The organism is Chromohalobacter sp. HP20-39 (assembly GCF_033052815.1).
GTDB lineage: Bacteria > Pseudomonadota > Gammaproteobacteria > Pseudomonadales > Halomonadaceae > Chromohalobacter.
Genome location: NZ_JAWHTP010000001.1, coordinates 429488 through 455443, shown reverse-complemented (window position 1 = coordinate 455443; position 25956 = coordinate 429488). Strand labels below are relative to the sequence as shown.

Annotated in this window: 25 protein-coding genes; 11 read left to right on the top strand and 14 right to left on the bottom strand. The window is 63.6% G+C overall.

The window, feature by feature from the left end:
• Nucleotides 1-218: 218 nt before the first annotated feature.
• Nucleotides 219-1250, bottom strand: a complete 1032-nt coding sequence (locus RVY79_RS02105) for an SMP-30/gluconolactonase/LRE family protein (RefSeq protein WP_317462346.1) — start codon at nt 1248-1250, stop codon at nt 219-221.
• Between the two features lie 241 nt (nt 1251-1491).
• Between RVY79_RS02105 and RVY79_RS02100 the strand changes: the two genes are divergently transcribed.
• Nucleotides 1492-3126, top strand: a complete 1635-nt coding sequence (locus RVY79_RS02100) for a methyl-accepting chemotaxis protein (RefSeq protein WP_317462345.1) — start codon at nt 1492-1494, stop codon at nt 3124-3126.
• 123 nt (nt 3127-3249) lie between these two features.
• Here RVY79_RS02100 and RVY79_RS02095 read toward each other — a convergent pair whose 3' ends face one another.
• Nucleotides 3250-3687: a hemerythrin domain-containing protein gene (locus RVY79_RS02095; protein ID WP_317462343.1), complete on the bottom strand. Its 438-nt coding sequence runs from the start codon at nt 3685-3687 to the stop codon at nt 3250-3252.
• 110 nt (nt 3688-3797) lie between these two features.
• A complete protein-coding gene (locus RVY79_RS02090) occupies nt 3798-4868 on the bottom strand; it encodes a tartrate dehydrogenase (RefSeq protein ID WP_317462342.1) in 1071 nt (356 codons plus the stop codon).
• Nucleotides 4869-4996: 128 nt separating this feature from the next.
• Here RVY79_RS02090 and RVY79_RS02085 point away from each other — a divergent pair, with 128 nt between their 5' ends.
• Nucleotides 4997-5914: a LysR substrate-binding domain-containing protein gene (locus RVY79_RS02085; RefSeq protein ID WP_317462341.1), complete on the top strand. Its 918-nt coding sequence runs from the start codon at nt 4997-4999 to the stop codon at nt 5912-5914.
• 104 nt (nt 5915-6018) lie between these two features.
• Nucleotides 6019-7326 (top strand): glycosyltransferase, encoded by a 1308-nt coding sequence (locus RVY79_RS02080; RefSeq protein ID WP_317462339.1) that lies wholly within the window; start codon nt 6019-6021, stop codon nt 7324-7326.
• Between the two features lie 18 nt (nt 7327-7344).
• On the opposite strand, the gene RVY79_RS02075 is transcribed toward RVY79_RS02080, so the two are convergent.
• The 3 genes from RVY79_RS02075 to RVY79_RS02065 form a co-directional block, all read right to left on the bottom strand.
• A complete protein-coding gene (locus RVY79_RS02075; protein WP_317462338.1) occupies nt 7345-8025 on the bottom strand; it encodes a TVP38/TMEM64 family protein in 681 nt (226 codons plus the stop codon).
• 98 nt (nt 8026-8123) lie between these two features.
• Entirely contained in the window at nt 8124-9065 is a 942-nt protein-coding gene (locus tag RVY79_RS02070; RefSeq protein WP_317462337.1) for an ABC transporter substrate-binding protein, read from the bottom strand.
• Nucleotides 9065-10291: a TauD/TfdA family dioxygenase gene (locus RVY79_RS02065; protein WP_317462336.1), complete on the bottom strand. Its 1227-nt coding sequence runs from the start codon at nt 10289-10291 to the stop codon at nt 9065-9067. Before RVY79_RS02065 ends, RVY79_RS02070 begins: the two co-directional genes overlap by 1 nt.
• A gap of 155 nt (nt 10292-10446) precedes the next feature.
• Here RVY79_RS02065 and RVY79_RS02060 point away from each other — a divergent pair, with 155 nt between their 5' ends.
• The 8 genes from RVY79_RS02060 to RVY79_RS02025 all read left to right on the top strand — a co-directional run bounded on the left by RVY79_RS02060 (nt 10447) and on the right by RVY79_RS02025 (nt 18023).
• On the top strand, nt 10447-11316 hold the full coding sequence (locus tag RVY79_RS02060; RefSeq protein ID WP_317462335.1) for a LysR substrate-binding domain-containing protein: 870 nt from the start codon (nt 10447-10449) through the stop codon (nt 11314-11316).
• 43 nt (nt 11317-11359) lie between these two features.
• Nucleotides 11360-11794 carry a hypothetical protein gene (locus RVY79_RS02055; RefSeq protein WP_317462334.1) on the top strand — a complete coding sequence of 145 codons (435 nt, stop codon included), beginning with the start codon at nt 11360-11362 and terminating at the stop codon, nt 11792-11794.
• Nucleotides 11778-13184 carry a nodulation protein NfeD gene (locus tag RVY79_RS02050; protein ID WP_317462333.1) on the top strand — a complete coding sequence of 469 codons (1407 nt, stop codon included), beginning with the start codon at nt 11778-11780 and terminating at the stop codon, nt 13182-13184. The genes RVY79_RS02055 and RVY79_RS02050 overlap by 17 nt, the downstream gene beginning before the upstream one ends.
• Nucleotides 13185-13229: 45 nt before the next feature.
• Nucleotides 13230-14087 (top strand): slipin family protein, encoded by an 858-nt coding sequence (locus tag RVY79_RS02045; RefSeq protein WP_317462332.1) that lies wholly within the window; start codon nt 13230-13232, stop codon nt 14085-14087.
• Nucleotides 14088-14148: 61 nt separating this feature from the next.
• Nucleotides 14149-14880 carry an HAD-IB family hydrolase gene (locus tag RVY79_RS02040; protein ID WP_317462331.1) on the top strand — a complete coding sequence of 244 codons (732 nt, stop codon included), beginning with the start codon at nt 14149-14151 and terminating at the stop codon, nt 14878-14880.
• 295 nt (nt 14881-15175) lie between these two features.
• The gene (locus RVY79_RS02035) at nt 15176-16666 is read left to right on the top strand and encodes a SulP family inorganic anion transporter (RefSeq protein WP_317462330.1); all 1491 of its coding nucleotides are present in this window, start codon (nt 15176-15178) and stop codon (nt 16664-16666) included.
• 109 nt (nt 16667-16775) lie between these two features.
• Nucleotides 16776-17633: a universal stress protein gene (locus RVY79_RS02030; RefSeq protein ID WP_317462329.1), complete on the top strand. Its 858-nt coding sequence runs from the start codon at nt 16776-16778 to the stop codon at nt 17631-17633.
• Between the two features lie 27 nt (nt 17634-17660).
• Nucleotides 17661-18023 carry a RidA family protein gene (locus tag RVY79_RS02025; protein WP_317462328.1) on the top strand — a complete coding sequence of 121 codons (363 nt, stop codon included), beginning with the start codon at nt 17661-17663 and terminating at the stop codon, nt 18021-18023.
• A gap of 22 nt (nt 18024-18045) precedes the next feature.
• Here RVY79_RS02025 and RVY79_RS02020 read toward each other — a convergent pair whose 3' ends face one another.
• The 8 genes from RVY79_RS02020 to RVY79_RS01985 all read right to left on the bottom strand — a co-directional run bounded on the left by RVY79_RS02020 (nt 18046) and on the right by RVY79_RS01985 (nt 25950).
• Entirely contained in the window at nt 18046-18669 is a 624-nt protein-coding gene (locus tag RVY79_RS02020; RefSeq protein WP_317462327.1) for a hypothetical protein, read from the bottom strand.
• Nucleotides 18670-18760: 91 nt separating this feature from the next.
• The gene (gene fabG, locus RVY79_RS02015; protein ID WP_317462326.1) at nt 18761-19486 is read right to left on the bottom strand and encodes a 3-oxoacyl-ACP reductase FabG; all 726 of its coding nucleotides are present in this window, start codon (nt 19484-19486) and stop codon (nt 18761-18763) included.
• Nucleotides 19483-19956 (bottom strand): hotdog family protein, encoded by a 474-nt coding sequence (locus tag RVY79_RS02010; protein WP_317462325.1) that lies wholly within the window; start codon nt 19954-19956, stop codon nt 19483-19485. Before RVY79_RS02010 ends, fabG begins: the two co-directional genes overlap by 4 nt.
• Nucleotides 19946-21160 (bottom strand): beta-ketoacyl-ACP synthase, encoded by a 1215-nt coding sequence (locus RVY79_RS02005; RefSeq protein WP_317462324.1) that lies wholly within the window; start codon nt 21158-21160, stop codon nt 19946-19948. The genes RVY79_RS02010 and RVY79_RS02005 overlap by 11 nt, the downstream gene beginning before the upstream one ends.
• Complete coding sequence (locus RVY79_RS02000) at nt 21157-21753, bottom strand: DUF3261 domain-containing protein (RefSeq protein ID WP_317462323.1); 597 nt, start codon at nt 21751-21753, stop codon at nt 21157-21159. Before RVY79_RS02000 ends, RVY79_RS02005 begins: the two co-directional genes overlap by 4 nt.
• On the bottom strand, nt 21750-23021 hold the full coding sequence (locus tag RVY79_RS01995) for an NAD(P)/FAD-dependent oxidoreductase (RefSeq protein WP_317462322.1): 1272 nt from the start codon (nt 23019-23021) through the stop codon (nt 21750-21752). The genes RVY79_RS02000 and RVY79_RS01995 overlap by 4 nt, the downstream gene beginning before the upstream one ends.
• The gene (locus RVY79_RS01990; protein WP_317462321.1) at nt 23018-25333 is read right to left on the bottom strand and encodes a hypothetical protein; all 2316 of its coding nucleotides are present in this window, start codon (nt 25331-25333) and stop codon (nt 23018-23020) included. Before RVY79_RS01990 ends, RVY79_RS01995 begins: the two co-directional genes overlap by 4 nt.
• A gap of 20 nt (nt 25334-25353) precedes the next feature.
• Nucleotides 25354-25950, bottom strand: a complete 597-nt coding sequence (locus RVY79_RS01985) for an outer membrane lipoprotein carrier protein LolA (RefSeq protein ID WP_317462320.1) — start codon at nt 25948-25950, stop codon at nt 25354-25356.
• Between the last annotated feature and the right edge of the window lie 6 nt (nt 25951-25956).

The window sequence follows — 25956 nt, the reverse complement described above, 5'->3', positions numbered from 1 at the left end:
TGTTGTTGTCCGGTACGCGTCACTGCGAGGCCTGCGGTGTTGCAAGCTTCGTGAGCGAACGAGTCGTGGCTGCAAGCATCGCTAATACGGCATTAGTGCCATCGATAGCTCTACATTACGAGCCGGGCGCGCGACCACAAGAGGGGAGGTCGGAGTAATGAAAATGCCCGGTCTCACGATGAAAACCGGGCGAATGTCGGATGCGTGTGGGACGCGGATCAGGCGCCGCGAGCACCGGTGTAGAGGGTGTAGATCGACTGGCTGGCCGTCATCAACAAGCGGTTGCGGTCCTCGCCCACGAAGCACACATTGGCGCACACTTCCGGCAACAGGATCCGCGCCAGGCGCTCGCCGCCGGGGGTGAAGACCGAGACACCGTCCTTACCTGCACCGCCTGAGACACTGCTCCAGATATTGCCGTCCTGGTCCAGCGTGATGCCGTCATAGCCCTCGTCCTTGCTCGAGACTACCGTCTCACGCTCGCCTTGCGCAGTGCCGTCCTCCGCCAGGCGCCAACGCGAGATGGTGGCCGGTTGGTCGGGGTAGTGGGACGGTGCGGTGTCACTGGCGTAAAGCGTGCGCTTGTCGGCGCTCAGTGCAATTCCGTTGGGCTTGTAAAGCGCATCGGAGAATAGCCGTGGCTCGTCGAGTTCGTCGTCGATGTAGTAGATCGCCGGGTCGAGTTCGAGTTCACGCTTGTGGCCTTCGTAATCCACGTGCGCGCCGTAGCCGGGGTCGGTAAACAGGATGCCGCCGTTGTCGAGGGCGACCAGGTCGTTGGGCGCATTGAGTCGCTTGCCCTGGAATTGGTCGGCCAGGGTCGTGACGCTGCCGTCCCACTCGTAGCGCACCACGCGCGCTGGTGAGTGCTCACATGCTACCAGGCGACCCCAGCGGTCGAAGGTGTTGCCGTTGGAATGGCCGACGCCTTCGCGCAATACGCTGACTTCGCTGGTGACCTCGTCCCAGCGCATCTGTCGGGCACGGGGAATGTCGCTGAACACGGCGTAACGGCCCACGGCATTCCAGGCGGGGCCTTCGAGCCATAGACCGCCAGTCCATTGCCGCTCGAGCGGTGTGTTGAAGACGTAATAGGGCTTGAAACGATCATCGAGCACTTCCCAGGCATCATCCGGGTAACGCTGCGGTTGACCGGCACCGTTGGTGTGCGCCAATAGCGTCGGCGCGAAGGTGGCCGTGGCGGCAAGGGCGCTGGAGGTGGCGAGAAATTGGCGACGTCCCATCTGCATGGCGTGAAGATCCTTTGCGTTTGTTGGATGTGATGTGTGACGGGTTACTTGCCTTTTTGAATGTAGAACTAATCTGCGCGTATGTTGAACCTATTCGACCAATGGGCGAGACGCAGTCGGCTAGACGCTTGGAAAGAAAGTGGGCACTTACTGTGCACTGTGCCTCTCAAGAATCGTTGCGTCCGGCCGATAACCCCTCCGTCATCGATTGTGAAGACGCAACAAGGGTCAAGGGGGGTTAATGGCTAATTCGAACGTGGTCGCTCACGCGGGCGAACCGACGGCGCCGGTGGTATCGCACGGTTCTCATGCGGAGACGACACGTACGCAGTGGACGCTCAAGCGCAAGTTGTGGCTGACGCTGGCACTGATGTGGCTGGTGATGATTGCCATCGTGGTCAGCATGGCGTGGCAGAGTCGGAATGTGATGTTCGATGAGCGCAGGGCCGCGCTTTCCAACACCATCGGTATGGTGCATACCCTGCTGGACGGCTATGCCGAGCGCGTCGCGGCGGGTGAGCTGAGTGCAGAAGAGGCCAAGGCGCGGGCCGTCGATGCCCTCGACGCAATACGCTTCGGCAGCGACCGCGACAATTATGTCTTCGTCTTCGATGCCGACGCGAAACTCGTCTATCACCCGCGTCGTGAAGCGGGCTCGGACATGTCGAACTACGAGGATCCCAACGGCGTGGCGGTGTATCGCGATCTGGCCTCGCTTGCAGGAAAGGGTGGCGGCTATCTGCCGTATTCCTCGCGCGACGCCAACAGCGATGCGCTGTTCCCCAAGCTCAGCTATGTCGAGCGCTTCGAGCCCTGGGGATGGAACATGGCGGCGGGGGTCTACACTAACGACATTCAGTCGGCCTTCATCGACAAACTGTGGCAGTACGCACTGGTCTTGCTGGTGGCGGGGGGCCTTCTGACGGCGGCCTTCCTGCTGGTGATTCGCAACGTGTATCGCAGCCTGGGCGGCGAGCCGGATGAAGCCGCGCGTGTCGTGGGACGTATCGCTGAGGGGGATCTGACGTCTCCCGTTACATTGCGCGAGGGCGATACGCAAAGTTTGATGTATGCCATTGAGCGCATGCGTCTCGAGTTGAGCAGGACGATTGCCCGTATCCGTGACGCAGGAGAGGCGATCGACCAGGGCTCACGCGAGATTGCCACGGGTAACAACGATCTTTCCGCGCGGACCGAGGAGCAGGCGGCGTCGCTGGCACAAACCGCGTCGAGCATGGAGGAGTTGACGGCTACCGTGCGTCAGAACGCGGAAAACGCCGATCAGGCCAATAAGGTCTCGGATGCCACCACGGCGTCGGTGGCGCATGGCCAGGAGGTGATTACCCAGGTCGTGAGTACCATGGGCGAGATCCGCAGCAGCTCTCGCAAGGTGGCCGATATCATTTCGCTGATCGATGACATCGCCTTCCAGACCAATCTGCTGGCGCTCAACGCCTCGGTGGAAGCGGCGCGTGCCGGCGAGCAGGGCCGTGGTTTCGCGGTGGTGGCCAGCGAGGTACGCAATCTAGCCAGTCGCAGTGCGGACGCAGCGCGCGATATCAAGACGTTGATCGAAGGCTCGGTGAGCCACGTCAACGCCGGTGCCGAACTCGTTGACCAGGCCGATAGCGCGATGGGTGAGATTCGTGAAGGTGCCCAGCGTGTCAGCGACTTGATGGCCGAGATCTCCGCCGCCTCGCAGGAGCAGTCCTCGGGGATCGAGCAGGTCAACCAGGCCGTGACGCAGATGGATCAGGTCACGCAGCAGAACGCGGCCCTGGTGCAGCAGGCCGCTGGTGCAGCGGGTTCGCTCGAAACGCAAGCCGGCGATCTCTATCAAGCCGTGGTGCGCTTCCGCGTAGCATCGGACCGCTAATACCGGTTCTGTAACGCGCCTCGCGAACTGCGATGGCGAAAGACACGAACGCCCGGCGAGAATATTCTCGCCGGGCGTTCGCGTTATGGCGTGGTGCTCGGTTGCTTGCTCCCGGTCTCACACTCAAGACGCTAGGCGCTGCATCTCTTCCTGGTAGGTCTTGGCCAGCGACAGCTTGGTCGCGTCGTCGAAGACGCGCCCGGCCAACTGAAAGACTTCCTGTTCTTCCTCGTCGAGATGATGGGTGACCATCTCCTGCAGCTGGCGCGCCGTTGCGAGCCAGCCCGGTGAGCTATAATCGGTCTGTTGCAGGCTCTCGATCAGTTCGTCGATCTCGTGATGCTCGGCCACGCTGTGGCGGGCTTTTTCCTGCGTCATGTCGTGTTCCATCATGGGGATGTAGAGCGCGCGCTCCTCCGCCCCCGCATGATGTTCCAACTCGGCGCGCACGCGCTTGAACAGCTCGTCGCGACCATTGCTATCGCCGTGCGTCTTGACCAGCAGATCGAGCAAGGTGCGCTGCCTGTCGTGACTTTCGCGCAGTGCTTCGAATATCGTCATGATCCTCTCCCTAGATCGTTCACGGTCTGGGCCGTGGCTGTTGGTGCCACGTCCCCATTTACCCACCTACCTTAGGCGACGCGCGCGGCTGGTGCGACCAAGCGGACTGCTCAGATCGCCTCGATGATGGCCTGCGCCAGGCCCCGTGTCGTGCCATGACCCTTGAGGTCGGGGGTCAGCACGTTGGGGTCGGCCTTGGCGAGCACCGATTCGATGGCGTCGAGAATGGCTTTGCCGGCGTCCTCGTGGCCCAGGTGATCGAGCATCATGGCGCCGCACCAGATCTGGCCGATGGGATTGGCGATACCTTGGCCGGCGATATCCGGCGCGCTGCCGTGAACCGGTTCGAAGAGGCTGGGGAACTTGCCTTCCGGGTTGATGTTGGCCGAGGGGGCGACGCCGATGGTGCCGGTGCACGCCGGGCCCAGGTCGGAGAGGATGTCGCCGAACAAATTGCTGGCGACGACCACATCGAACCAGTCGGGGTGGAGCACGAAATTGGCGGTGAGGATGTCGATGTGGAACTGATCCACATCGATCTCCGGGTAGGACGCATGCATGGCTTTCACGCGTTCGTCCCAGTAAGGCATGGTGATCGAGATGCCGTTGGATTTGGTGGCCGAGGTGAGCTTGCCGCGCGGGCGCTTTTTGGCCAGCTCGAAGGCGTACTTGAGCACTCGGTCGATGCCGGTGCGAGTCATCACGGTTTCCTGCATTACCGTTTCGCGCTCGGTGCCCTCGAAGATCTTGCCGCCGATGCTCGAGTATTCGCCTTCGGTATTCTCGCGCACCACGTAGAAGTCGATATCGCCGGGATGGCGGTCGGCCAGCGGACTCTTGATACCGGGCATCAACTTGCAGGGGCGTAGGTTGATGTATTGGTCGAACTCGCGCCGAAACTGCAGCAGCGATCCCCAAAGTGAGATGTGATCGGGCACCTTGGCGGGTATGCCCACGGCGCCGAAGAAGATAGCGTCGAAGCGGGACAGCGTGGCTTTCCAGTCATCCGGCAACATCTGGCCGTGGGCGAGGTAATAATCGCAGCTGGCGAAGTCGAAGTCTTCGAAGCTGAGGTCAATGCCGAAGCGTTGGGCTGCGGTTTCAAGGGCGCGGACGCCCTCCGGGGTGACTTCGGTGCCGATGCCGTCGCCGGGAATGACGGCGATGTTGTGTGTGGTCATGAAAGGCTCCTGAGCGGTCAATGGAGTGAAATGGTATGTCGTGGTATGTCCCTTGAGTCTAGCGCGCGGCAGCGCGGTGATAATCAGGCTATAATGCAATCCACTATTGAATGAAAGTGGAGAATGATGTGACGCCGCTAGACGATTTGGCCTTCTTTCAGCAGGTGGCGCGTTCGGGGAGCTTGACCGGGGCATCGCGTGAGCTCGGCCTGTCGTTGTCGGCGGTGAGCAAGCGCCTCATGCAGTTGGAGACCCGACTCGGGGTGTCGCTGGCCACACGCACCACGCGCCGGCTGACGTTGACCGCCGAAGGGGAGCGCTATCTGGCGCGTGGCGCGACGATCCTCTCCGACCTTGGCGAGCTGGAAAGCGAATTGCGTGACCGGCGCGGCGATTTGTCGGGGCGCCTGCGTATCAATGCCACCTTCGGCTTCGGGCGGCGGCATGTGGCGCCGTTGATCGCGACCTTTACCGCGCGCCATCCGGGGGTGGATATCTGGCTGGAGTTGACAAATTTCCCCTTGAGTCTCGCCGATCATGGTTTCGATCTCGGCATTCGCGTCGGCGAGCCGCCCGATGCGCACCTGGTCGCGCATCCGGTCCTCGCCAACCGCCGCATTCTGTGCGCCTCGCCCGACTATCTCCAGCGGGCGCCGCCGCTGCGAACGCCGGAAGACTTGGCGCGGCACACTTGCCTGGTCGTGCGCGAAAATGACAGCGACTTTGCGTTATGGCGCCTTGAACGCCAAGGTGAGGTGCGCACGGTGCGTGTCGGCGGTCACCTGGCCAGCAATGACGGCGAGGTGGTCACTTGCCTGGCGAGGGAAGGCGCGGGAGTTCTGATGCGTTCGTGGTGGGATGTGCATGCTGCTTTGTCACGAGGGGAACTCGTGCCTCTGTTGCCGGAATGGCAAGGTGTGCGAGCGGATTTCTATGCCGTGCATGAGCCGCGTCGACATGCCGGCGCGCGCTTGAGGGCGTTTGTCGACCACCTGGCGGAAGGCATGCGGGGGCGCGTGCCTGAATTGCCCGACGCATCACGTTAATGTCTCCAACTCTGGCCTTTGGTGCCATGCTATCTGCTATGATGTGCCGCCTTGCGGCGGGCCAGATCCGCGTCGCGCTTTCGAGGTCATAGGGAGTCGAGGGATTGAATATCCTGATGTTCACCAACACCTACTGTCCGACCGTGGGTGGAGTGAGTGAATCCGTTCAGCGTCTCAAGCGGTGCCTGCAGAATGCGGGGCACAGCGTGTTGGTCGTAGCGCCGAAACTGGATGGTCAGCCACGTTTCGAGCGCGATGTGGTGCGCGTGGTGGCCATGCAGCGCTTCAACGGCAGTGATTTTTCTCTTCCCGTGCCGGTGCCCGGTCAACTCTACGAGGCCATCGAGGCGTTCGAGCCCGACCTGGTGCATTCCCATCATCCCTTCCTGCTCGGTGACACCGCAGCGCGCGTGGCGCAAACCTATGGCCTGCCGCTGGTCTTTACCCATCACACGCTTTATGAGCACTATACGCATTACGTGCCCGGCGACTCGCCGCGCATGCAGCGTTTCGCGATTGCCCTGTCCAGCGAATACACGCGCTTGTGCGATGCGGTCATCGCACCCAGCGAAAGCATTGCGGGCCTATTGGCCCAGCGTGGCGTTTTACCCGACAAGGTGCGCGTGATTCCCAGCGGCGTGGATACGCGCGCCTTTGCCCGGGGCGATGGAAAGCGCTGGCGTCAGCGTTTCGGCATCCCCGAGGATGCGATGGTGATAGGCCACGTGGGGCGTCTGGCCATGGAGAAGAATCTCGACTTCCTGGCTGCAGCGCTGTCGCGTTTCATGGCGCGTCATCCCAAGGCGCGCGCCTTGATCGTCGGCGAGGGCGACGCCCGCACGGCGATGCACGACCATGCTGCGCGAGAGGGCGTGGCGGATCGCTTCCATTACACCGGCAAGCTGCACGATCAGGCGCTGATCGATGCCTATCATGCGATGGACACGTTTGCCTTCGCCTCACACAGCGAAACCCAGGGTATGGTCATTGCCGAGGCCATGGCCGCCGGCCTGCCGGTGGTGGCGGTCGATGCCAGTGGTGTGCGCGAGGTGCTGGGTGATGGTCTCAACGGCATCATGTTGCCGAGCGACGATGTCGAGACGTTTGCGAAAGCGCTGGAAACGCTGCAAGAGCCGGCGCTGCGTGCGACCTTGCGCAAGGGCGCGCTCGATAGCGCGCTTGGCTTCGATGAACGACGCTGTGCCGAGCATTGCTTGAGCATCTATCGCCAGGTGCTCGAGGCTGAAGCGAGCGCGGCGGAGCGCGATGACGGGGCCTGGGAAAAGGTGCGCGGGCGTCTCGAAGCCGAGTGGCGTTTGCTGCGACATCGCGGTCGGGTATTGCGCTCGGTGTTTCAAACCGTGCCGGAGAGCGATGTTGTCCAGGCCACGGAAGAAGCTCCCAGTAAGTGAGCGCTCATAGAGAGGGCGTTACACACGTTTGCGACGCCGCTCGGCATAACGCTTGAGTCCCCACAAGATACCAATCGCGACGACGATGCCGCCGGCGGCGATCAGCAATCCCTCGCGGCTTTCTGCGGTGACCAACGACCCCAGTTGACTCCCCAGCAAGGTGACGCCCAGCAGTCCAGGGGCGATCCCTAGCGTGGAACCGAGCATGTAATCGCGAAAACGCAAATGGCAGGCTCCGGCCAGCATATTGGTCAGGGTAAAGGGGGCCAGCGGCAGCAGGTTGAACAGCACCATGGTGCGTATACCACGTCCCGCGAGTAGACGGGCAAGACCGTTGAGCTTCTGGCCGCCGTGGCGCAACAGGGCGTCGCGTCCCAACGCCCTGCCTACCCAGTACGTGGCGATCGACGCTGACAGCGTCCCCAGCATGGCATAGACGAAGCCCCAGGCGGGACCGAAGATCAAGCCGGTGACCGCCACCAGTACACTCAAGGGGAAGATCACCAGCGACGTGGTGGCATAGATCCCCATCACCGCAAAGGGTGCCCAGGCGGCGTCGCGCCATGTGCCGGCGTGTTGTAGCGTTTGCAATAGTGCTTGCGGCGTCAGGATGTCTTGCATGGCCAACCATTGCCAGAGCAGGCCACAGCCGAGCATCACGGCCAGCAGGGCGAACAGGATAGCGAGGGAACGGGACATGCGGGCCTCTCAACGTTGAATGCGCCAAGCATACGTGAGAGACCGCATGGGGGAAACATGGCACCCAGCGGTGCCATGCGTGTAGGTGCGGGGTTGTCTTATAGCGACAAGGCTTCTTTGACGATCGGCCAGGCGGGCTTGCCGTTAGTGGTGGTCACGCCCTTCAGCATGTCTTGGATGCGCTTGGGATGGTCCTGGATCCAGGTGTTGGCGACTTCTTCGCGCCCTTTCTTGTCGAGACCGAAGGCCTTGATCATCCAGCTTTGCTGTTCGGCGGTGAAGGTGAAGTTCTCGAAAAACGCTGTCAGGTTGGGGTGAGCGTCGGCATAGTCGGCGTTCATCAATGTGAGCACCTGGCTGGCGCCGTTGCCCTTGCCGAACAGGTTCTTGCTGTCATCCAGATAGCGCATCGGCATCTCGATGTTCATCCAGTGCGGCGTCCAACCTACCCACACGATGGGTTCCTCGCGAGAGATGGCATCCCGCGCAGCACTGAGCATGCCGACGGTGCTGGTATCCACCAGCTGCCAGTCGCCGAGTCCCCAAGTGTCGTTGTCGATCGCCTTGTTGAGGATCTCGCTGGCGGCCGAGCCGGCGCCGAAGCCGTAAATCTCTCCTTCGAACATATCACGATGCGCGTCGAGGTCCGCGAACGAGGTCACGCCTTGCTCGTAGACATACTCGGGCACCGCCAGCGTCATTTGCGCGCCATCGACGTTGTTGGCGATACGCGTCACGCTGCCGCTGTCTTCCATCGGCGTGAGCATCGGCTCTTGTGCCGGCAGCCAGCCGCCCAGAAAGACATCCAGGTCGCCGCTTTTCAGGCCTTGATAAATGACCTGCAGGCCGACGTTATCGGACTGCGTCGTGTAGCCGAGAGGTTCCAGCAGTTGGCTGGCGATCTCGGTCTTGACGGTAATCCCGGGCCACGAGGGCACGCCGAAGTTCACGCTATTGTCGGCGGCTTGAGCCGGCATGGCCAGGCCGATAGCGGCGGCTAGCGGTAGTCCGCCGAGTAAGGGGCGCAGCGAGTGAGACATCAGGAAACTCCCGTTTCATTGGTGGATGTTGTCGGAGTAGCGGGCGCGGCGTTGGAAGCGTGGCGCGCCAGCACGCGTAGATGCGATTCGAGGTGGTCGATATCCAGATAAGTGCCTTGCAGGTGACGACGGCCGGTATTGGGGTCGAAGGCGCCGCGACCGTGCAGCACGCGACGGTTGTCGAAGGCCACCATCTGCCCGGACTTGAGCGCGAAGTCGACGCGGAAGCGCGGCTCACGCAGACGCTGCCAGAAGATCAGGTACGCCTCGTACCAGGCATCGGCTTCTTCCGGCGGAAGACGCAGGGTGTCGCGAATCCAGTTGTTGAAGCGCACTTCGCGAATGCGGCCTGTGTCATCGACATCGATGACTGGGGCACGCACGGCGATGTCGCTATCCTCGTCCTGGAAACGGAAATCAATGGGGGTGTCGCGCAGGCGGAGGAAGACCTCCGGCGCCTCGTGGCGCAGTGCTTCGGCCACGGCGAAACCATCGGCGAACAACGATTCGCCGCCTTCGGCTTCGTTCTCCAGGCAATACAGCAACTGGATGTCCGGCGGATGGCGCCAGTTGGGCAGGTCGGTATGCAGCTCGAGGCCGATGGCCGTATAAGCGGCATTATTAGGATTCGGCTTGGACTGGACGTCGAAGCGCGCCCCGAAGTTGGTGGCACGCATCGGCCCGAACAGTTCGGTGATGCGCACGACTTCCTCGAGTTCGCGCGGGCCGTCGTCGAGCAGCACCAAGCCATCGCGCAGCAAGGCAGTCAACCACTCGCGGCGACCGTCACTGCCGGCCATCATGTCGGCATGCGACACATGAACGGGCGCGAAGTCTTCGCGCCAGGCTGTGGCGCGGGGAACGCCGTCATCGATGTGCGATTCGGGGCGACGTTGATACAGCCAGCCGGCGTCGAAGCGCGATTCGTGACCGTCGGCCCAGCGCAGCACCAGCACACCGTCCTCGACGGCGGCTTGGGGGCGGGCATTCAGGAAGTTCTCGTCTTCGAGCGGCATATAGAGACGCTCACGCGTCATGGGGTGGCGGCACTCGGCGCAGGCGCAATGGTCACGCAGCCAACGGTAGCTGAAACGCGCACTGTCGGCGTTTTCCCAGGTCACCTCCAGTGCATTGTCGTGAGCCCGGCTGGCGTGCAGCGTGGAGCCTTGTGCATAAGGAAACAGCTCGCTCATGTCGACGGCGGGGGAATGGCTCTGGGAATGCATGATGGCCTCCTGATATGGGTCGTGCGAATCGGCCTCTAGCATGTCGCCTCATGGCGACATTAGACAAACGATGAATCTCGTACCTGAGGCCAAGTTTTGCTAATGGGTGGCTTATTGACGATCATGGGTGAATATTCATCACCGCCGAGTTCGCCATGTCCCTACCGCCGGTTCTATGGATGCAAGCCTTCGAGGTTGCTGCGCGCACGCTGAGTTTCACCCAGGCCGGTCGTGAGCTGGGCGTGACGCAGTCAGCCGTCAGCCAGCGGATTCGCTTGCTCGAGGACCGCCTCGGCCAAGCGCTATTCGTGCGTCACCCTCGGAGTTTGTCGCTGACGCCGGCCGGGCAGGCCTGGCTACCGAGCATTCAGGAGGCCTTTACGCGTATTGCCGAAGGTACCGCCGAGGTCTTCGGGCCGCACCCCGACGCACCGGTCACGTTGCGTGCCACACCCGCCGTTCAGGCCGGTTGGCTGGCCACCGAGCTGACGCGCTTTCACCAGCGCCATCGTGATATCACGGTACGTTTAGTGAGCGCCGTGTGGCCCGGTGACTTCGGCGCCGAGGGCGTCGACATGGAAATTCGCTACGGCCAGGGAGATTGGCCCGATATGGAGTCGGTGCTGCTCAACGAAGAAGTCATGCTGCCGGTATGCGCGCCGGCTCTGGCCCGTGAGTTGCAAACGCCTGGCGACCTGGCCGGGCATACCCTGTTGCACGCTGCGGGCTTCGCGCTGGGCTGGCCGAGCTGGCTGGCGCTGGCCGGGTCTGAAGGGCTGGAAGCACGCTGTGCTTCGTTCATTTGCGATACCCAGGTTGCCACACTGGCATTGGCCTCACGCGGCGCGGGCATCGCCTTGACCCACCGGCGCCTCTTCGATGGTCGCGACGATCTGGTAGCGCCTTTTGAGTTGTGCATGCCCACCGATGAAGCCTTCTGGCTGGTACGCCCGCAGGCGCGAGCACTGCGGCCGGCATGCGAAGCGCTGTGGGAATGGTTATGCGATGCACGTGAACTAGACTGACGGCATAGGCCCATGAGTGGGATCGGGTTCCGAGGAGATGAGCATGACGAGGTATCGGTACGTGGGTGACGTAATGCCTGTCGCGATGGGCATTGCCTTGTGGCTGGCGGTGGCGGGAATCACGACGGCCAGCGCGGATGGCATCAAGGTTTACGATCCCGATAGCGGGCGCTTGCTACCGCTCGAGTCCCGTTCTGCCGGGCATGATGACAGACGACATGACCGTGAGCGTCACGCCGGGTATGGCTGGGACGAGCGCGGATGGCGAGAAGAACGCCAGCGCATCGACGTGTACCCGTCGGTCATCGTGCAGCCTCGTGTGTCATCGTCGCCGGATGTTGAGGCGCGCACTAACACCTCCGCAGGTAGCCATGTATGTCGCGGGGACGATGGCGCCACCACCTGGTCGACGCGTCCCATGCCCTGTGCTTCGTCCTCGGCCACGACCTCGGAGAGCCGCGATGCGACGCCTCAGTGATGTCGCGATGCGCCGCTGCCTGGTGTGGGCGTTCCTGCTGCTGGCGGGGTTGGGCTTGTCATGGTGGGCGAGCGCGCAACCCGAAGGTGAGGGTGACACCCCCCACGGCGTGGTCCTGACCATCGACGGCAGCATTGGCCCCGCCACCAGTGATTACTTTCAGCGTGGGCTCGAGCGTGCCGACGAAAACGGTGCCTCGTTGGTGATTCTCGAACTCGATACCCCCGGCGGCCTGGCCGCTTCGATGCGCGACATGATCAGCGCAATGCTCACCTCGCCGGTGCCGGTGGTGAGCTATGTGACGCCCGCCGGTGCGCGTGCCGCCAGCGCCGGCACTTATCTGCTTTATGCCAGTCATGTCGCCGCCATGGCGCCGGCCACGCATCTCGGCTCGGCGACGCCGGTGCAACTGGGTGGCGTTGGTGACGATAACGATCAAGCGCGTGAAGAGGGCAAAGGCGACGCTGAAGCGGGCGAGGGCGGCAATGACACGCAGGCGTCTTCTTCGGCGATGGAACGCAAGGTGCTCGAGGATGCCGTGGCCACGATTCGCTCGCTGGCCGAGCGCCACGGGCGCAACGCCGAGTGGGCCGAACGCGCGGTTCGAGAGGCGGCCAACCTGACGGCCAACGAGGCCTTGGAGGCCAATGTCATCGAGATCGTGGCGAGTGATCTCGATGCTTTGCTGACCCAGCTCGATGGGCGGAGCGTGGTCATGGAAGGCGGTGAGCGTACGCTCTCCACGGAGAACATGACGCTCGAGCGCCAGCCCCCCGATTGGCGCGCCAAGGTACTGGCGTTCATTACCGATCCCAACGTCGCGTATTTCCTGATGATCATCGGCTTCTACGGGCTGATCTTCGAATTGCTGAGCCCGGGCACGTTATTCCCGGGGGTCGTCGGCGCTATCTGTCTGGTGTTGGCCATGTATGCCTTCCAGGTGCTCTCGGTGGGGTACGCTGGCTTGGTATTGATTTTCCTGGGCATGGCGCTGGTGGTGGCCGAGGCATTCGTGCCCAGTATCGGGGTGCTGGGGTTCGGCGGACTAGCGGCGTTCGTCGCCGGTTCGGTGATGCTGATGGACGACACGCATCAGGCGCTGGCCTGGCCATTGGTAGGCGGCGTGGCGCTGGTGGCCGCCGGGTTCTTGCTGTGGGTAGTGATGCGCTTCGTGGGGTTGCGCGAACGTCGTCCTCAGGGCGGCCAGGAGGAGATGGTCGGTCAGGAGGCCACGGTGCTGGCGGATTTTCAGGGGCAAGGCAAGGTCATGGTGCATGGTGAGCGCTGGCACGCACGCTGTGCTTCTCCCGTGGCCCGTGGTCAGCGGGTGCGGATCGTATCCAACGAAGGCTTGACGCTGGTGGTCGAGCCCATCACGGCAACCCCCTAGTCGTCATGCGGGGCATGCCAACGCTAAGCGAGAAGGAGTAACGCCATGTACGCGAGTTATGCCTATCTAGTGCCGATTGTTCTCGTGGTGCTATTGCTGTTCGCGGCGATACGCATCTTGCCGGAGTACAAGCGCGGTGTGGTGTTCTTCCTGGGCCGTTTTCAGGCGGTGAAGGGGCCGGGGCTGTTGTTGTTGATTCCGGGTATTCAGAAGATGCAGGTCGTCGACCTGCGCACCGTGACCCTGGACGTGCCGGAGCAGGACGTCATCTCGCAGGATAACGTCACCGTGCGCGTCAATGCGGTGTTGTACTTTCGCGTGGTCGACCCCGAGAAGGCCATCATTCAGGTCGAGAATTTCGGTGTCGCCACCAGCCAGCTGGCACAGACCACCTTGCGCTCGGTGCTCGGCAAGCACGATCTCGACGAGATGCTCTCCGAGCGCGACCGTCTCAACAACGATATCCAGGAGATCCTCGACACCCAGACCGAGGCCTGGGGCATCAAGGTCGCCAATGTCGAGATCAAGCATGTCGACCTCGACGAGAGCATGATCCGCGCCATCGCCCGGCAAGCCGAGGCCGAGCGCGAACGGCGTGCCAAGGTGATCCATGCCGAGGGCGAACTGCAGGCCTCGCACAAGCTGGTCGAGGCCGCCGATGTCATGGCCAGCAATTCGGCAGCGCTGCAGTTGCGTTACCTGCAGACGCTCAGCGACATGAGCAATAAGAACGCCTCGACCATCGTCTTCCCGTTGCCGATGGACATCATGGACGCTTTCAAGAGCCAGTTGAACAAGTCGGGGGCAGCGTCGACTGGCAACGACACGTCGGGTAGTTCTTCGTCAGATAAGTCGTCGAGCCGTGCGTCATCAACTAACGAGACGCCGGGCAACGAAGCGTGACAGACGTCTGTCATATCGAGCGGTTAGAATGACGCTTCGTTTTCCCCAGGAGCCAGGCGCCATGCCCGCTGACAGCCGCCAACTGGCGATTTTTGACCTCGACGACACCCTGCTCGATGGAGACTGCACCGGGCTGTGGATTGCCTGGCTGGTGCGCCGCCAGTGGGTGGACGACGGCGAAGCCTTCATGGAGCAAGTGGCGCGTCATGACCGGGCGTACCAGGCCGGTACGCTGGATATGCAGGCGCATCTTCGCTTCGTGCTTGCGCCGCTGGTCGCGCGTTCGCACGAGTCGGTGCACCGCGAGGTGGAAGATTTCATCGATGCCTGGATCCGGCCGCGCCTGATACCCGGCGCGCTGGAACGCCTGGCTTGGCATCGTGACCAGGGCCACGCCACCTTGATCATTTCGGCCTCGATGCATCACCTGGTGGCGCCCATTGCGCAGGCTGTCGGTGCCGACGAGGCGCTGGCCACGCACCCGGCCTTCGATGCCGAGGGACGTTTCACCGGCGAGCCGACCGGTATCGTCACCTATCAGGCAGGCAAGCTGACGGCACTGGATGCCTGGCTCGCCGAGCGCGAGGCGGCGAATGCATGCCCCGACGTCCTCTGGGGGTATAGCGACTCGCACAACGACCTGCCGTTGCTCGAACGTGTCGATCATGCCCATGCCACGCAGCCCGATGCCCGTCTGGCACGTATCGCCGAGCAACGCGGCTGGCCGATGTACGACTGGCGTGAGGTGCACCCTTCTAAGACGAAAGGTGCAAGTGCGGGATCGAATTGGTAGAATCCTGCGCTTTCCTGGGTACATGACGCCATGTGCCCACAACCGACCGTTCAAGGCCGATTTGATTTCATGAGCGCAACGCCGCCCTAGCGTACCCCTTTCCCCTGGAGCGTTTTCCACGCTCCTCGCGGCCCCGATGGAGGCACCATGCGTCCGTCGGGGCCGTTTCCGGCCGTCTTTTCGGTTCCCGTCGCATTCTCGACATCGGCACATGACACGATGCCCGTGACCCGAATGGATCGTCGCCAGGCGCGCCGAGTAACACTTCTGACCGTTCTCATCGATGGACACACGCATGTACGCATCAATCAAACAACGCTGGTTCTTGAACGTCCGATCGGACGTCTTGGCCGGCGCCGTGGTGGCGCTGGCCCTGATCCCCGAGGCGATCGCCTTCTCGATCATTGCCGGGGTCGACCCTAAGGTGGGGCTCTTCGCGTCCTTTTCCATGGCGGTGGTGATTTCCTTTACCGGCGGCCGCCCGGGGATGATTTCCGCCGCCACCGGCGCCATGGCACTGCTCATGGTGACCTTGGTCAAAGAACATGGGCTCGAATACCTGCTCGCTGCCACGCTCTTGACCGGGGTGTTGCAGATCGTAGCCGGTTATCTGCGCTTGGGCGCCTTTATGCGCTTCGTTTCGCGCTCGGTGGTCACGGGCTTCGTCAACGCCCTGGCGATTCTGATCTTCATGGCGCAGTTACCGGAGTTGACCGATGTAACCTGGCACGTCTATGCCATGACCGCCGCCGGTCTGGGGATCATCTACCTGTTTCCCTACGTCCCGGTCATCGGCCGCATGCTGCCGTCGCCGCTGGTCTGTATCATCGTGCTGACCACGATTTACATGCTGGGCGATTTCTCCATGGTGCGCACCGTGGGCGACATGGGCGAATTGCCGGATACGCTGCCGGTCTTCCTGTGGCCAGACGTTCCGCTCAACTTCGAGACGCTGGCCATCATTTTCCCGTATTCCGCTGCGCTGGCGGTGGTGGGCTTGCTCGAGTCGCTAATGACCGCGACCATCGTCGACGAGCTCACCGACACGCCCAGTGATAAGAACCGCGAGTGCAAGGGCCAGGGCGTTGCCAACATCGCCACCGGCTTTCTGGGTGGCATGGCCGGTTGCGCGATGATCGGGCAGTCGGTGATCAACATCAAATCCGGTGGCCGCACGCGGCTTTCCACGCTGTGTGCCGGCGTCATTTTGCTGATCATGGTGGTCTTTCTCGGTGATCTCGTTGCGCAGATTCCCATGGCCGCCCTGGTGGCGGTGATGATCATGGTGGCGATTGGGACGTTCAGTTGGGAGTCGCTGCGCGATCTGCGCAAGCACCCGATGTCGACCAATGTCGTCATGCTGACCACGGTGATCGTGGTGGTGGCGACTCACAACCTGGCGATCGGCGTACTGGTGGGTGTGCTGCTGGCGTCGCTGTTCTTCGCCAACAAGGTCGGCCAGATCCTCTACGTGGGCAGCGAGACAGGCGATGACGACAAGACACGTGTCTATCGCGTCGTCGGCCAGGTGTTCTTTACTTCGGCGGATCGTTTCGTGGATTCCTTCGACTTCAAAGAAACCGTGGAGCGCGTCCACATCGACCTGACCCGCGCACACTTCTGGGACATCACCGCCGTGGGGGCGCTCGACAAGGTGGTCATCAAGTTCCGCCGTGAAGGCACCGAGGTGGAAGTCGTGGGGCTCAACGAAGCCAGCGCTACTCTGGTGGACCGTTTCGCAGTGCACGACAAGCCCGGTGCGGTAGAAAAGCTGATGGGGCACTGAGCCGCAGCCTACGCCTTAAGGGGAGACGACAAGTCTCTCCTCGCTTGAGTATCATGCGTTTAGCCCCATTGCGATGGGACCCGGAAGATAATCACAAGGAGCCCGCCACATGAAAGCACCTCACGTCATGGCGTGTATCGATGGCTCGAATTATTCGGAGAGCGTGAGCAAGGCTGCGGTCTGGGCCAGCCAGCGCATGGAGGTGCCGCTTTCCTTCGTGCATGTGCTGGATCGCAATCAGGCGCCGAGTCAGTTCGATCCGCGCGGCAACATAGGGCTCGGCTCGCGCGAACACCTTCTTGAAGAGCTGGCCAGCCTGGATGAGCAGCGCGGCAAGGTCGCGCAAGAGCACGGCCGCTTGATGTTGAGCGCTGCGCGTGAGCGCGCCGAGGCTGCCGGCATCACTGAGGTCGAAACGCGTCAGCGTAACGGCGAGCTGGTCGAGGCCTTGGCCGAGATCGAAGAAGAAGCGCGGTTGATCGTGCTGGGCAAGCGTGGTGAGTCGGCGGATGCCTCTCCGGAACATATGGGCAGCAACCTGGAGCGCGTGATTCGCGGGCTGCATCGCCCGATTCTGGTAATCCCGGAGTCCTTCTCCACGCCCAAGCGCTACCTGATCGCCTTCGATGGTGGTCCGACCACGCGCAAGATGGTCGAACTGCTCTCGGAACGGCCTTTGTTGCGCGACCTGGAATGCCACCTGGTGCTGGTGGGTGCGGATACCGACGAACATCGCGAGCAACTGGCCTGGGCGGAAAAGCAAATGGCGCCGATCAGCAGCGCCGTGCATACGCACATCATCGCCGGTGAGGTCGAGAAGGTACTGTGCGACTATCAGCACGAGCACGATATCGACTTATTGGTCATGGGCGCCTACGGGCATTCGCGCATTCGCCAGTTCCTGGTCGGCAGCACCACCACGGCGATGATTCGCCGCGCCCAGGTGCCTTTGCTACTGTTGCGTTAAGCGCTACAACCCTATGAGGATCCTGCCATGATCATTCAGCGTCACGACACCAAGGACCGCATGAGCCGGGCCGTGATTCACAACGCTGTCGCCTATCTATGCGGCCAGGTCGCCGGCCCGGATGCCCGCCACGGTGACATCACCGAGCAGACCGAGAGCATGTTGACACGCGTGGACACCTTGCTCGAGGAAGTAGGCTCGGACCGCGAGCACTTGCTCACGGCGACGGTCTATTTGGCGGATGGCAAAGACGTGGCGGCCATGAATGCGGTGTGGGATGCCTGGGTACCCACCGGCCATGCCCCGGCGCGCACCTGCGTAGTAGCGCCGATGCCTGCCGACGAGCTCAAGGTAGAAGTCACCGTGACGGCGGCGGTCAAGGGCCAATGAGCCGCATGTCGTAAGGCGTCGGTCACGCCGATGGCGCCTCCTCATCCTCGTGCTGGGTCGCTGCCGGCGGCTGGTGGCTCAGAAATTCGCCCACGCGTTCCGGCTCGCTTTCGCCGACACGGCATAGCTGGACGGCGATCTCTGCATACTGCATCAGTACCGGGACCAACAGGCGTTGCCGTTCGGCATTGTCGCCGGTGGCGCGTGCTTCGCCGTCGAACCACTCGAATAGCCGTGCCAGTCGTGCATAGTTGGGGTCACCGCGCCCGCTATTGCCGCGTAGGGCATCGATGGACAGGCAGCGCAACACGTTGCGCTTGTTGGGATCCAGCCCCTCTTTCTCCAGCAAACGTTCGGCATGTTGCATGAAATGCTCGGCCAGCAGTGCCGTGGTCTGCGTGCGCCCGTGATGGGACAAGGCCTCGAGGCTGTCGTGCAGGGCGCGCTGCTGCTGGGAGAGCTGCTGCCACAGCGCCAGGCCCAGCAAGGCCAAAATCGCCAGGGCGCCAAGCGCGAGCACGAACGCGCCCAGGGGAATCAGCGCCGAGGGCGGCAGCGGCCAGGCGAGGTCGGTGGCCGACAGCAGTACACCCCCCAGCAGGGCGGTAGCGAGGAGTATGGCAAGTATCAGAGCCAAGCGTTTCATCGAGTCGTATCCATTGCCTCAGGCGTATGCCTGATTATCGGCCCCGTCGCGCCAAGCTTGATGGTGGCAAGCGACATCCTCTCCAGAGAGCTCAGCACATGCCGCCATTAACCGGCAACACCTGGCGTGTCATATAGGCGGCATCCTTTGAACATAGAAAGCTCACCACGCCGGCAATGTCATCGACTTGGCCGGTGCGTCGCATGGGAATCAGCTTGAGCACCTCTTCCTGGGAGAGGTGATGTGTCATATCGGTGTCGATCCATCCCGGGGCGACGCAGTTGACGGTGATATGGCGCTTGGCCAGTTCGATGGCCAGCGCCTTGGTGGCGCCGATGATCCCCGCCTTGGCGGCACTGTAGTTGACCTGGCCGCGATTGCCGATGAGCCCCGACATCGAGGCGATGGTGACGATGCGTCCCGGCTTGCGGCGCTGGATCATCGGCATCACCAGCGGATGCAGTACGTTGTAGAAACCGTCGAGATTGGTATGTACCACGCTGTCCCAGTCGTCGCCGGTGAGCGCGGGGAACGGGTTGTCGGCGGTGATGCCGGCGTTGCAGACCACGCCGAAATAGGCGCCGTGGGTGCCGATGTCCGCTTCGAGGAGGGCGCGTGCCTGGTCGCGATCGGTCACATCGAAACATATAAGGCGCGCCTCGCGGCCCAGCGCGCGAATTTCCTCGGCGACGCGCTCGGCGTCCTGCTCCCGCGAGCGGTAATGAAGGACGATATCGAAGCCGTCGTGCGCGAGGCGCAGGGCGGTGGCGCGACCGATGCCACGGCTGGCACCGGTCACCAGGATGGTGTCGGTCATCGAGCGTCTGGCCTTTCTGTGGGGGAAGAAGAAGTTTCCGGCGTTGGTTGAAAGATGCTCAGGCGTCCTTCGGCAAGGCATGTACCTGATGCCATCGATAGGCTGCCGCTGAAGGCGCGCACGCCGTTGTCGGCGACGAATTCCCGTGTCACTCGGACATGCACCGGCTCGCCGAGAGCGAAATTATCCACATGGGCATGATAGCGCCGGCTGGCGATCAAGAAACCGGGCGGCGGCGGTGCGCCGTCGATATGCGCCCAGACTCCGGCCCAGGCGGCGACGCCCTGGGCCATCCATTCGAGGCCGACCCAGGCGGGAATCACACCGTCCTCGACGAAAAGATCGCTGTCTCTGGGCGTGATCTCGACGGTGGCGCCTTCGGCGTCGTAATCCAGCAGCGTGTCGAGTAGACACATGGCGCCGTCATGGGGGACGAATGGCTTGACCGAACAGGGGAGTTCAAGGCGCATGGCATGTCTCCTCGCGGGTCATCAGCAGCGCGGCGTTATTGCCGCCGAAGGCGAAGGAATTGCTCAGCGCATGCTGGAGCGGACGCGGCGTGTGCTCGGGCGTGACCGTAGGTATAACATAGTCGAGTAGCGGCAACTCGGGATCGGGGACAGCGTCGAAGACATGCACCGGCAGGCGTCCACGGTCGAGCGCCAACCAGCAGAACGCGGCTTCCAGCGCCCCAGCGGCGCCCAGGGTGTGGCCGGTCAAGGCCTTGGTCGAGCTGCACGGCGGCGAGGTCGCAAAGAGCGCCGCGACCGCCTTGGCTTCCATGCTGTCGTTATGGCGGGTGCCGGTGCCGTGCAGGTTGAGGTAGTCCACCGCCTCGGGCGCGCAGCCGCCCATCGCCAGGGCCTGGCGCATTGCCTCGTACGCGCCGCTACCATCCGGACGTGGCGCGGAGACGTGATAGGCGTCGCTGGACTCTCCCGTACCGCTGAGCTGAATGCCGCCGGCTTCCGGGGTGACCACGAACAGTGCCGCCGCCTCGCCGATATTGATGCCGTCGCGCTGCGCGGAGAATGGCAAGCAAGGCCGCGTGCTGATCGCTTCCAGGCTGGCGAAGCCGTTGACGGTCAAACGGCAGAGGCTATCCGCGCCCCCCGCGACGACCGCGTCGCATGTCCCGCTGGCCAGCAGGCGCCGAGCGCTGGCCAGGGCCCGTGCGCTGGAGCTGCATGCCGTGGAAAGCGCATACACTGGTCCCTGGGCGCCAATGCGTTCGGCGACGAAGTGTGCCGGCGCCCCGAGTTCCTGATTGGCGTAGCGAAACGTCTCGGGTAGCGGACCCTCGCGGCCGACTTCGGCGATGGCGCGTTCGGTCTCGCCGATCCCCGAGGTACTGGTACCGATGACCACGCCGATGCGCTCGGGTGCCACCGACTCGCGCAACGTATCGAGCGTGTCATGCAGGCGTTGCATGGCGAGTGCCAGCAAGCGGTTGTTGCGGCTGCGCTGTTCGGGCGGCCAGTCATCCCAGTCGGGGAGCGCGCAGGTCACCATGCCCAACGGTAGCTCGCGTTGGGGAGTGAAGGCGGCGCTGGATGTCAGCCCGCGTCGCCCGGTGAACAAGGCGTCGGCGATGGTCTCCAGGTCATCGCCGAGGCTGCACGCTACGCCGGGACGCGACAGACGACAGGGTTGGCGGTCGGTGGATGGGGTCATTGTGAGGCCTCGTTCTCTGTGGACGCATCGAGCGGCGTGATGCGCAGTCGATACCCGCCTTGAAAATCTTCCAGCAATATTTCGCTGTCACTGTTCATATCGCGTTGCGCCGGTGGCGGCGCGATGCGCGCGATACGCTCGCCGTGATAGGCGATCAAGCGCCGCTGGCGATTCTCATCGAGCGTCCAGGCGCTATCGGCGAAGGCCGTCTCGAGCGACGCGCGGGGCCACAGCGCCCATTCTAGGCGCGTCGCCAGCCAACCCGGCGGAAACGGCAGGACATCCTTGCGCGGGGCGTCGCCCTGCTCGAAGCGGCTGCCCGAGGCGTCGCGCACCAGCGTCGTCAGGCGTTGCCCGTAGGGCGTGGTCAGCACCACGCGCAATTCGTCCGGGGCAAGGCGCAGCACGGCGATCAGGGTCCGTGAGTCTGCCTCCGCGTCGTTGGGAACGAAGGTCAGGCGCCGGGTGAGCGTCTCCGTGCGTTCGGCCTGATCCAGTGCGGGATGGGGCGCGATGGGCGGCGCCAGCGAACAGCCGCCGAGCAGCAACAGGCCACACAGCACGAGTGCGAGGGGGAAACGTGACAGGCTCATGAACGCACCTTGTCGCGTTGTTCGCAGACTTCGGCAAGCGTTGCCAGGCGCCGCCGCGAGGCGGTGACGAAGGGATTGTCGTGGTCCCAGGCGTAACCGGCGAGTACGCCGCTGATCCAACGTTTGAAACGCGGCGGCGGTGCTTCGTGAAAGACGATGGTCTGCAGCGTGCCGGCGTACCACGCCTCGACGAAGGCGCGGAAAGTATCCACCCCGGCGCGCAACGGGGTCTCGAAGTCGGCGTCCCAGTCGATTGCCTCGCCGCGTAGCTGGCGGTCGACCAACGGCGCGGCCAGGTGCGCCGAGTGCAGGGCAATGGTGACGCCGGAGGAAAACACCGGGTCGAGAAATTCCCCGGCGTTGCCGAGCAGCGCGTAACCGGGCCCGTGCAGACGCGTGACGCTGGCCGCGTAGCCGCGTATCTCGTTGACTTCGCGCACGCGCCGCGCCTGGTGCAAGAGCTGTCGAAAGCGCGGCTCCCGGTCGATCAGGGTTTGCCAGCGTGTCTCGGGGCAGTCGCCATGCGCGGCGAGGGTCTCGATATCGCCGACGATGCCCACAGAGGCGCGTCCGTCGGCGAACGGGATCAGCCAGTACCAGATACCGGCGTCCTCGGGGTGCACGCCGATCAGGATTTTCTCGCGGTCGTAATCGGGGTCCTCGATGCCGTCATCGACATGGCTGAAGATCGCCATGCGTGGCTCGGCGCGTGGATCGCGTTCGAGCGCTTCCAGGCGCGCCAGCACCCGGCCGTATCCGCTGGCATCGAGCACGTAGCGCGCGCTCAAGCGGCGCGTTGCCCCCTGTTCGTCCTCGAGTTGCAGCGTGGGGCGCGTGGCATCGGCGTCGAACGCGATGACCGTGGTACCGAACTCGAGCGTCGCGCCCTGGGCCTCGGCTGCATGGATCAGACGCTGATCGAAGTCGGCGCGCGGCACCTGATAGGTGGTGCCCCAGCCGGGCGTGGATTTCTCGCGGAAATCGATCGTGGTGGTCCGCGCGTGGCGGGTAAAGGCGGCGCCGTTCTTGGGCTGATAACCGGCGGCCTGGACCGTTTCCAGCAAACCGGCTGCCTCGAGATAGGCCATGCTCTGCGGCAGCAGACTCTCGCCGATGGCAAAGCGCGGAAAATGGCTGCGTTCGATGACATGCACACGCCATCCAAGGTGGCTCAGGCGCGCGGCGGCCGCCGCCCCGGCGGGGCCGGCACCAATGATGGCGACGTCGCAGTCGGCGGCATGTGGGGATGCGTCGGTGTGCATGTTCATCCTGCGTCTCCTCGTGGACCGGACCTGAGCAAGTAGACCAGCCCCCACACCGCGGCCAGGCCGATCAGGCACGTCAGACCGAGATAGTGAAGCGCCGGGGTAGCACTGAAAGCCAGCAGCCCGAAGGCCAGCAGGCTGGTCAGCGTGGACAGGCTGATGGCCAGCCAGGCGGCGGCCTGGCGGGGGTGCTCGGCATTGAAGATACCCGCGTCGAGGCCGATGCCCAAGACCAACAATAGCCCCAGTTGACTGAAGACGTTGAGTGGGATGCCGGCCACCGCGAAGCTCGTCAATACGATCAGCGTAGCGCCCAGCGGGGGCAGCAGCACTCGCCAGGTACGGCGACGATAGCGCAGGGTCAGCGCCGTGCTCAGCAAGATCAGGCCCAATGCCAGCCATTCGGCGATATGCGTGCGCAGTTCGCCGAGTAGCCCGGAGAGGCGTTCGATGCGATCGATATAGGTGACGCCGGGCGTCGACTCGGCCAGTGCCCGCAAGGGTGCTTCTCCTGCGCCATCTTCGACGCCCTGCAGCACCACCGTGGCGGCGACGCCACCGTTATCGGTCTTGCCTAGCCACAGGCGACGCTGTGCCTCGCCCAAAGGGGTGTCGAGCCAAGTGGCGACATCCAGCACCGGGCTTGCGTCGAGGCGTGCGCGAGCGCGTTCGGCCAGCGTCTCGGGCAATCCCGCGCGGGTAAAGAGTGTTTCGAGCGGCGCCTGGTAAAGGCGCTTGACGCGTTCAAGGTTGGCATTCTGCCGCGAGGGTGGCGGTACGCTGTCGGCGAGGTCGACGTGTCCGCTGATCACGCCTTGACGTTGCAGGCGCTCAAGTGGTGCGTGCAGGGCGTCGAGCCGTGAGAGCAACGCGGCCTCGTCGTCGCCACGCACCAGCAAGTAGTGGGTGCCGGTATCGTTGCCGAGATGTCGCTGCACGATGCGCTCCTGCTCGAGCAAGGCGGCGGGCGAGGAACTGAGCAGCCGCAGGCTGTCGTCGCTATGCAGGCGCCAGATACAGATCGTCACCAGGATCACCACCGCCACGCCGACCCAGCCGGGCGTGAGACGCCAAGGCGCTCGGGTGAGACGCTCCCAGCGCGTCGCTAGGCGTGCGGTGGCCGGCGAGACGGGTAAGCGCAAGCGGGGCAGCCACAGCACCACCGAGAGCCAGGCACCCAGCAGGCCCAGCGCGGCAAAGATTGCCATCTGGCGCAATCCCGGTAGTGGTGTGAGGGTCTGGGCGAGATAGGCGACCAGGCTCGATACCAGGCCGAGTGTGAGTCCGGGCAATAACGCGCGGAGCTGAAAGGCGCGGCCGGCGATGGCGCGATGACTCTGCAGATGCAGGGCGTAATCGATGGCGATGCCGATCAGGCTGGCGCCGAAGGCCAGCGTCAGCAAGTGCAGGCTGCCGAACAATGCCAACGTCAGGGTCAGCGCCATCAAAAGGCCGCTAGCCAGGGGCAACAGCAGGGCGAGCAGTACGCGCGGCGAGCGAAAGACGACCAGCAGCACCGCGATCAGGCCGAGCAACGCGCCCAGGCCGATGGTCGATATCTCGTGCTTGGCCTGTTCGGCCCCGACGGCGGCGTGGAAGATCAATCCCGAGCGCAATAGCGTCGCCTCGGGGTGTGCGGCCTTGAAATCCGCCAATGCCGTGGTCAGGCGTTGCTGGGCGTCCGGTGCGTAGGGTGAGGCGGCGAGTTCGCCGATCAAGAGATCGAAGCGTTGCCCGTCGATGTCGACACCCAGGCGGCCGTCGCGTGGCGTGACGCGACTGGCGGTGCGTTCCTCTAGCCAGGCATCGAGCAGCCCGAAGGGGTCGCGCACGGGGTCGGGACTTGCCACGGGCGAGAACAGTGCCTTCAGCGCAGGGGCGACCAGCGACATGCCGCCGTTGGCATCGATGGCCTGGCGGATCTCGGGAGTCAGCAAGCGATAGCGATAGGCGTCGAGCGCCGCTCGCGGGTCCTTGTCGAGAAGGTCGGTATCACGCCAGATCAGCGCGTCGAGCAGCGGCGTCGCGCCGTTGGCTTCGGTGAGTGCGTCGGCCAGTGCCGGTGTGGCGCTCGACAGGTCATCGGCGTGCACCAGCAGTACGAAACGGTCTTCGAAACTCGTGCCTAGTTTGGCACTGGCGCGCTCCACCAATGGCGCTTGTCGATCCTCCGGTAGCATGGCGGTCAGTCGCGTATCCGCGGGCAGTCCGTCGCGCAGCAGCCAGCCGAGCGCCACCAGACACACGAGATGGGCAATCAGCCAGGCCCAGGCAAGGTAGCGGGGCACGCGCGAGGTGGTGGGCAATAGCGACATGAGTGGCTCTCGCGATCCGGTCAGCGGGTGGTGGCGTCGGGGAGGGCGTCGATTTCCTCGGGCGTCAACGGTGCTTGATTGCTGAAGTCGACGCGCAAGCGGTCACCTCCGGCGAGACGCATCTCGAGGTGTTCGATGTAGCGCCCGCCGGACAGACGAATCTCGCCGATACGCTCGGCGAGTGCCGGGTCGCGTGGCGTGAGCCGAATCCGCCAGTCATCGGCGTCGCCCTCGAGCGTCTGAGTGAAGCGTGACTCCAGCGCCGACCAATCGCCGCCGAGCAGTTGCAGCAATAGCGCGGCGATCTGCTCACGGCCGGCCCGTCGAGCGTCGTTCGGTGGCGTCGCCTCGGTGGCATCCGCTGGCGTGAGCACCAGGGTATCTTCCACGGGCGTTTCCAGTTGCCAGACGACCTTCTCGTCGCGCACATAGGCAAAATGCCCTTGGCTTTCGAGGGTGGTATCGACATCGGCGAGCCAGCGTGTCTGCGTGAAGTGGCCTTGCAGCGCCGGGGTCTGTTCGAGACGTTCCTGCAGTGCCTGTCGATCGAAGGCGTGTGCGGCGAGCGGCAGCCCGACGAGCCCCAGACAGATGTAGGCGATCAAGCGGCGCATCATGTGGTC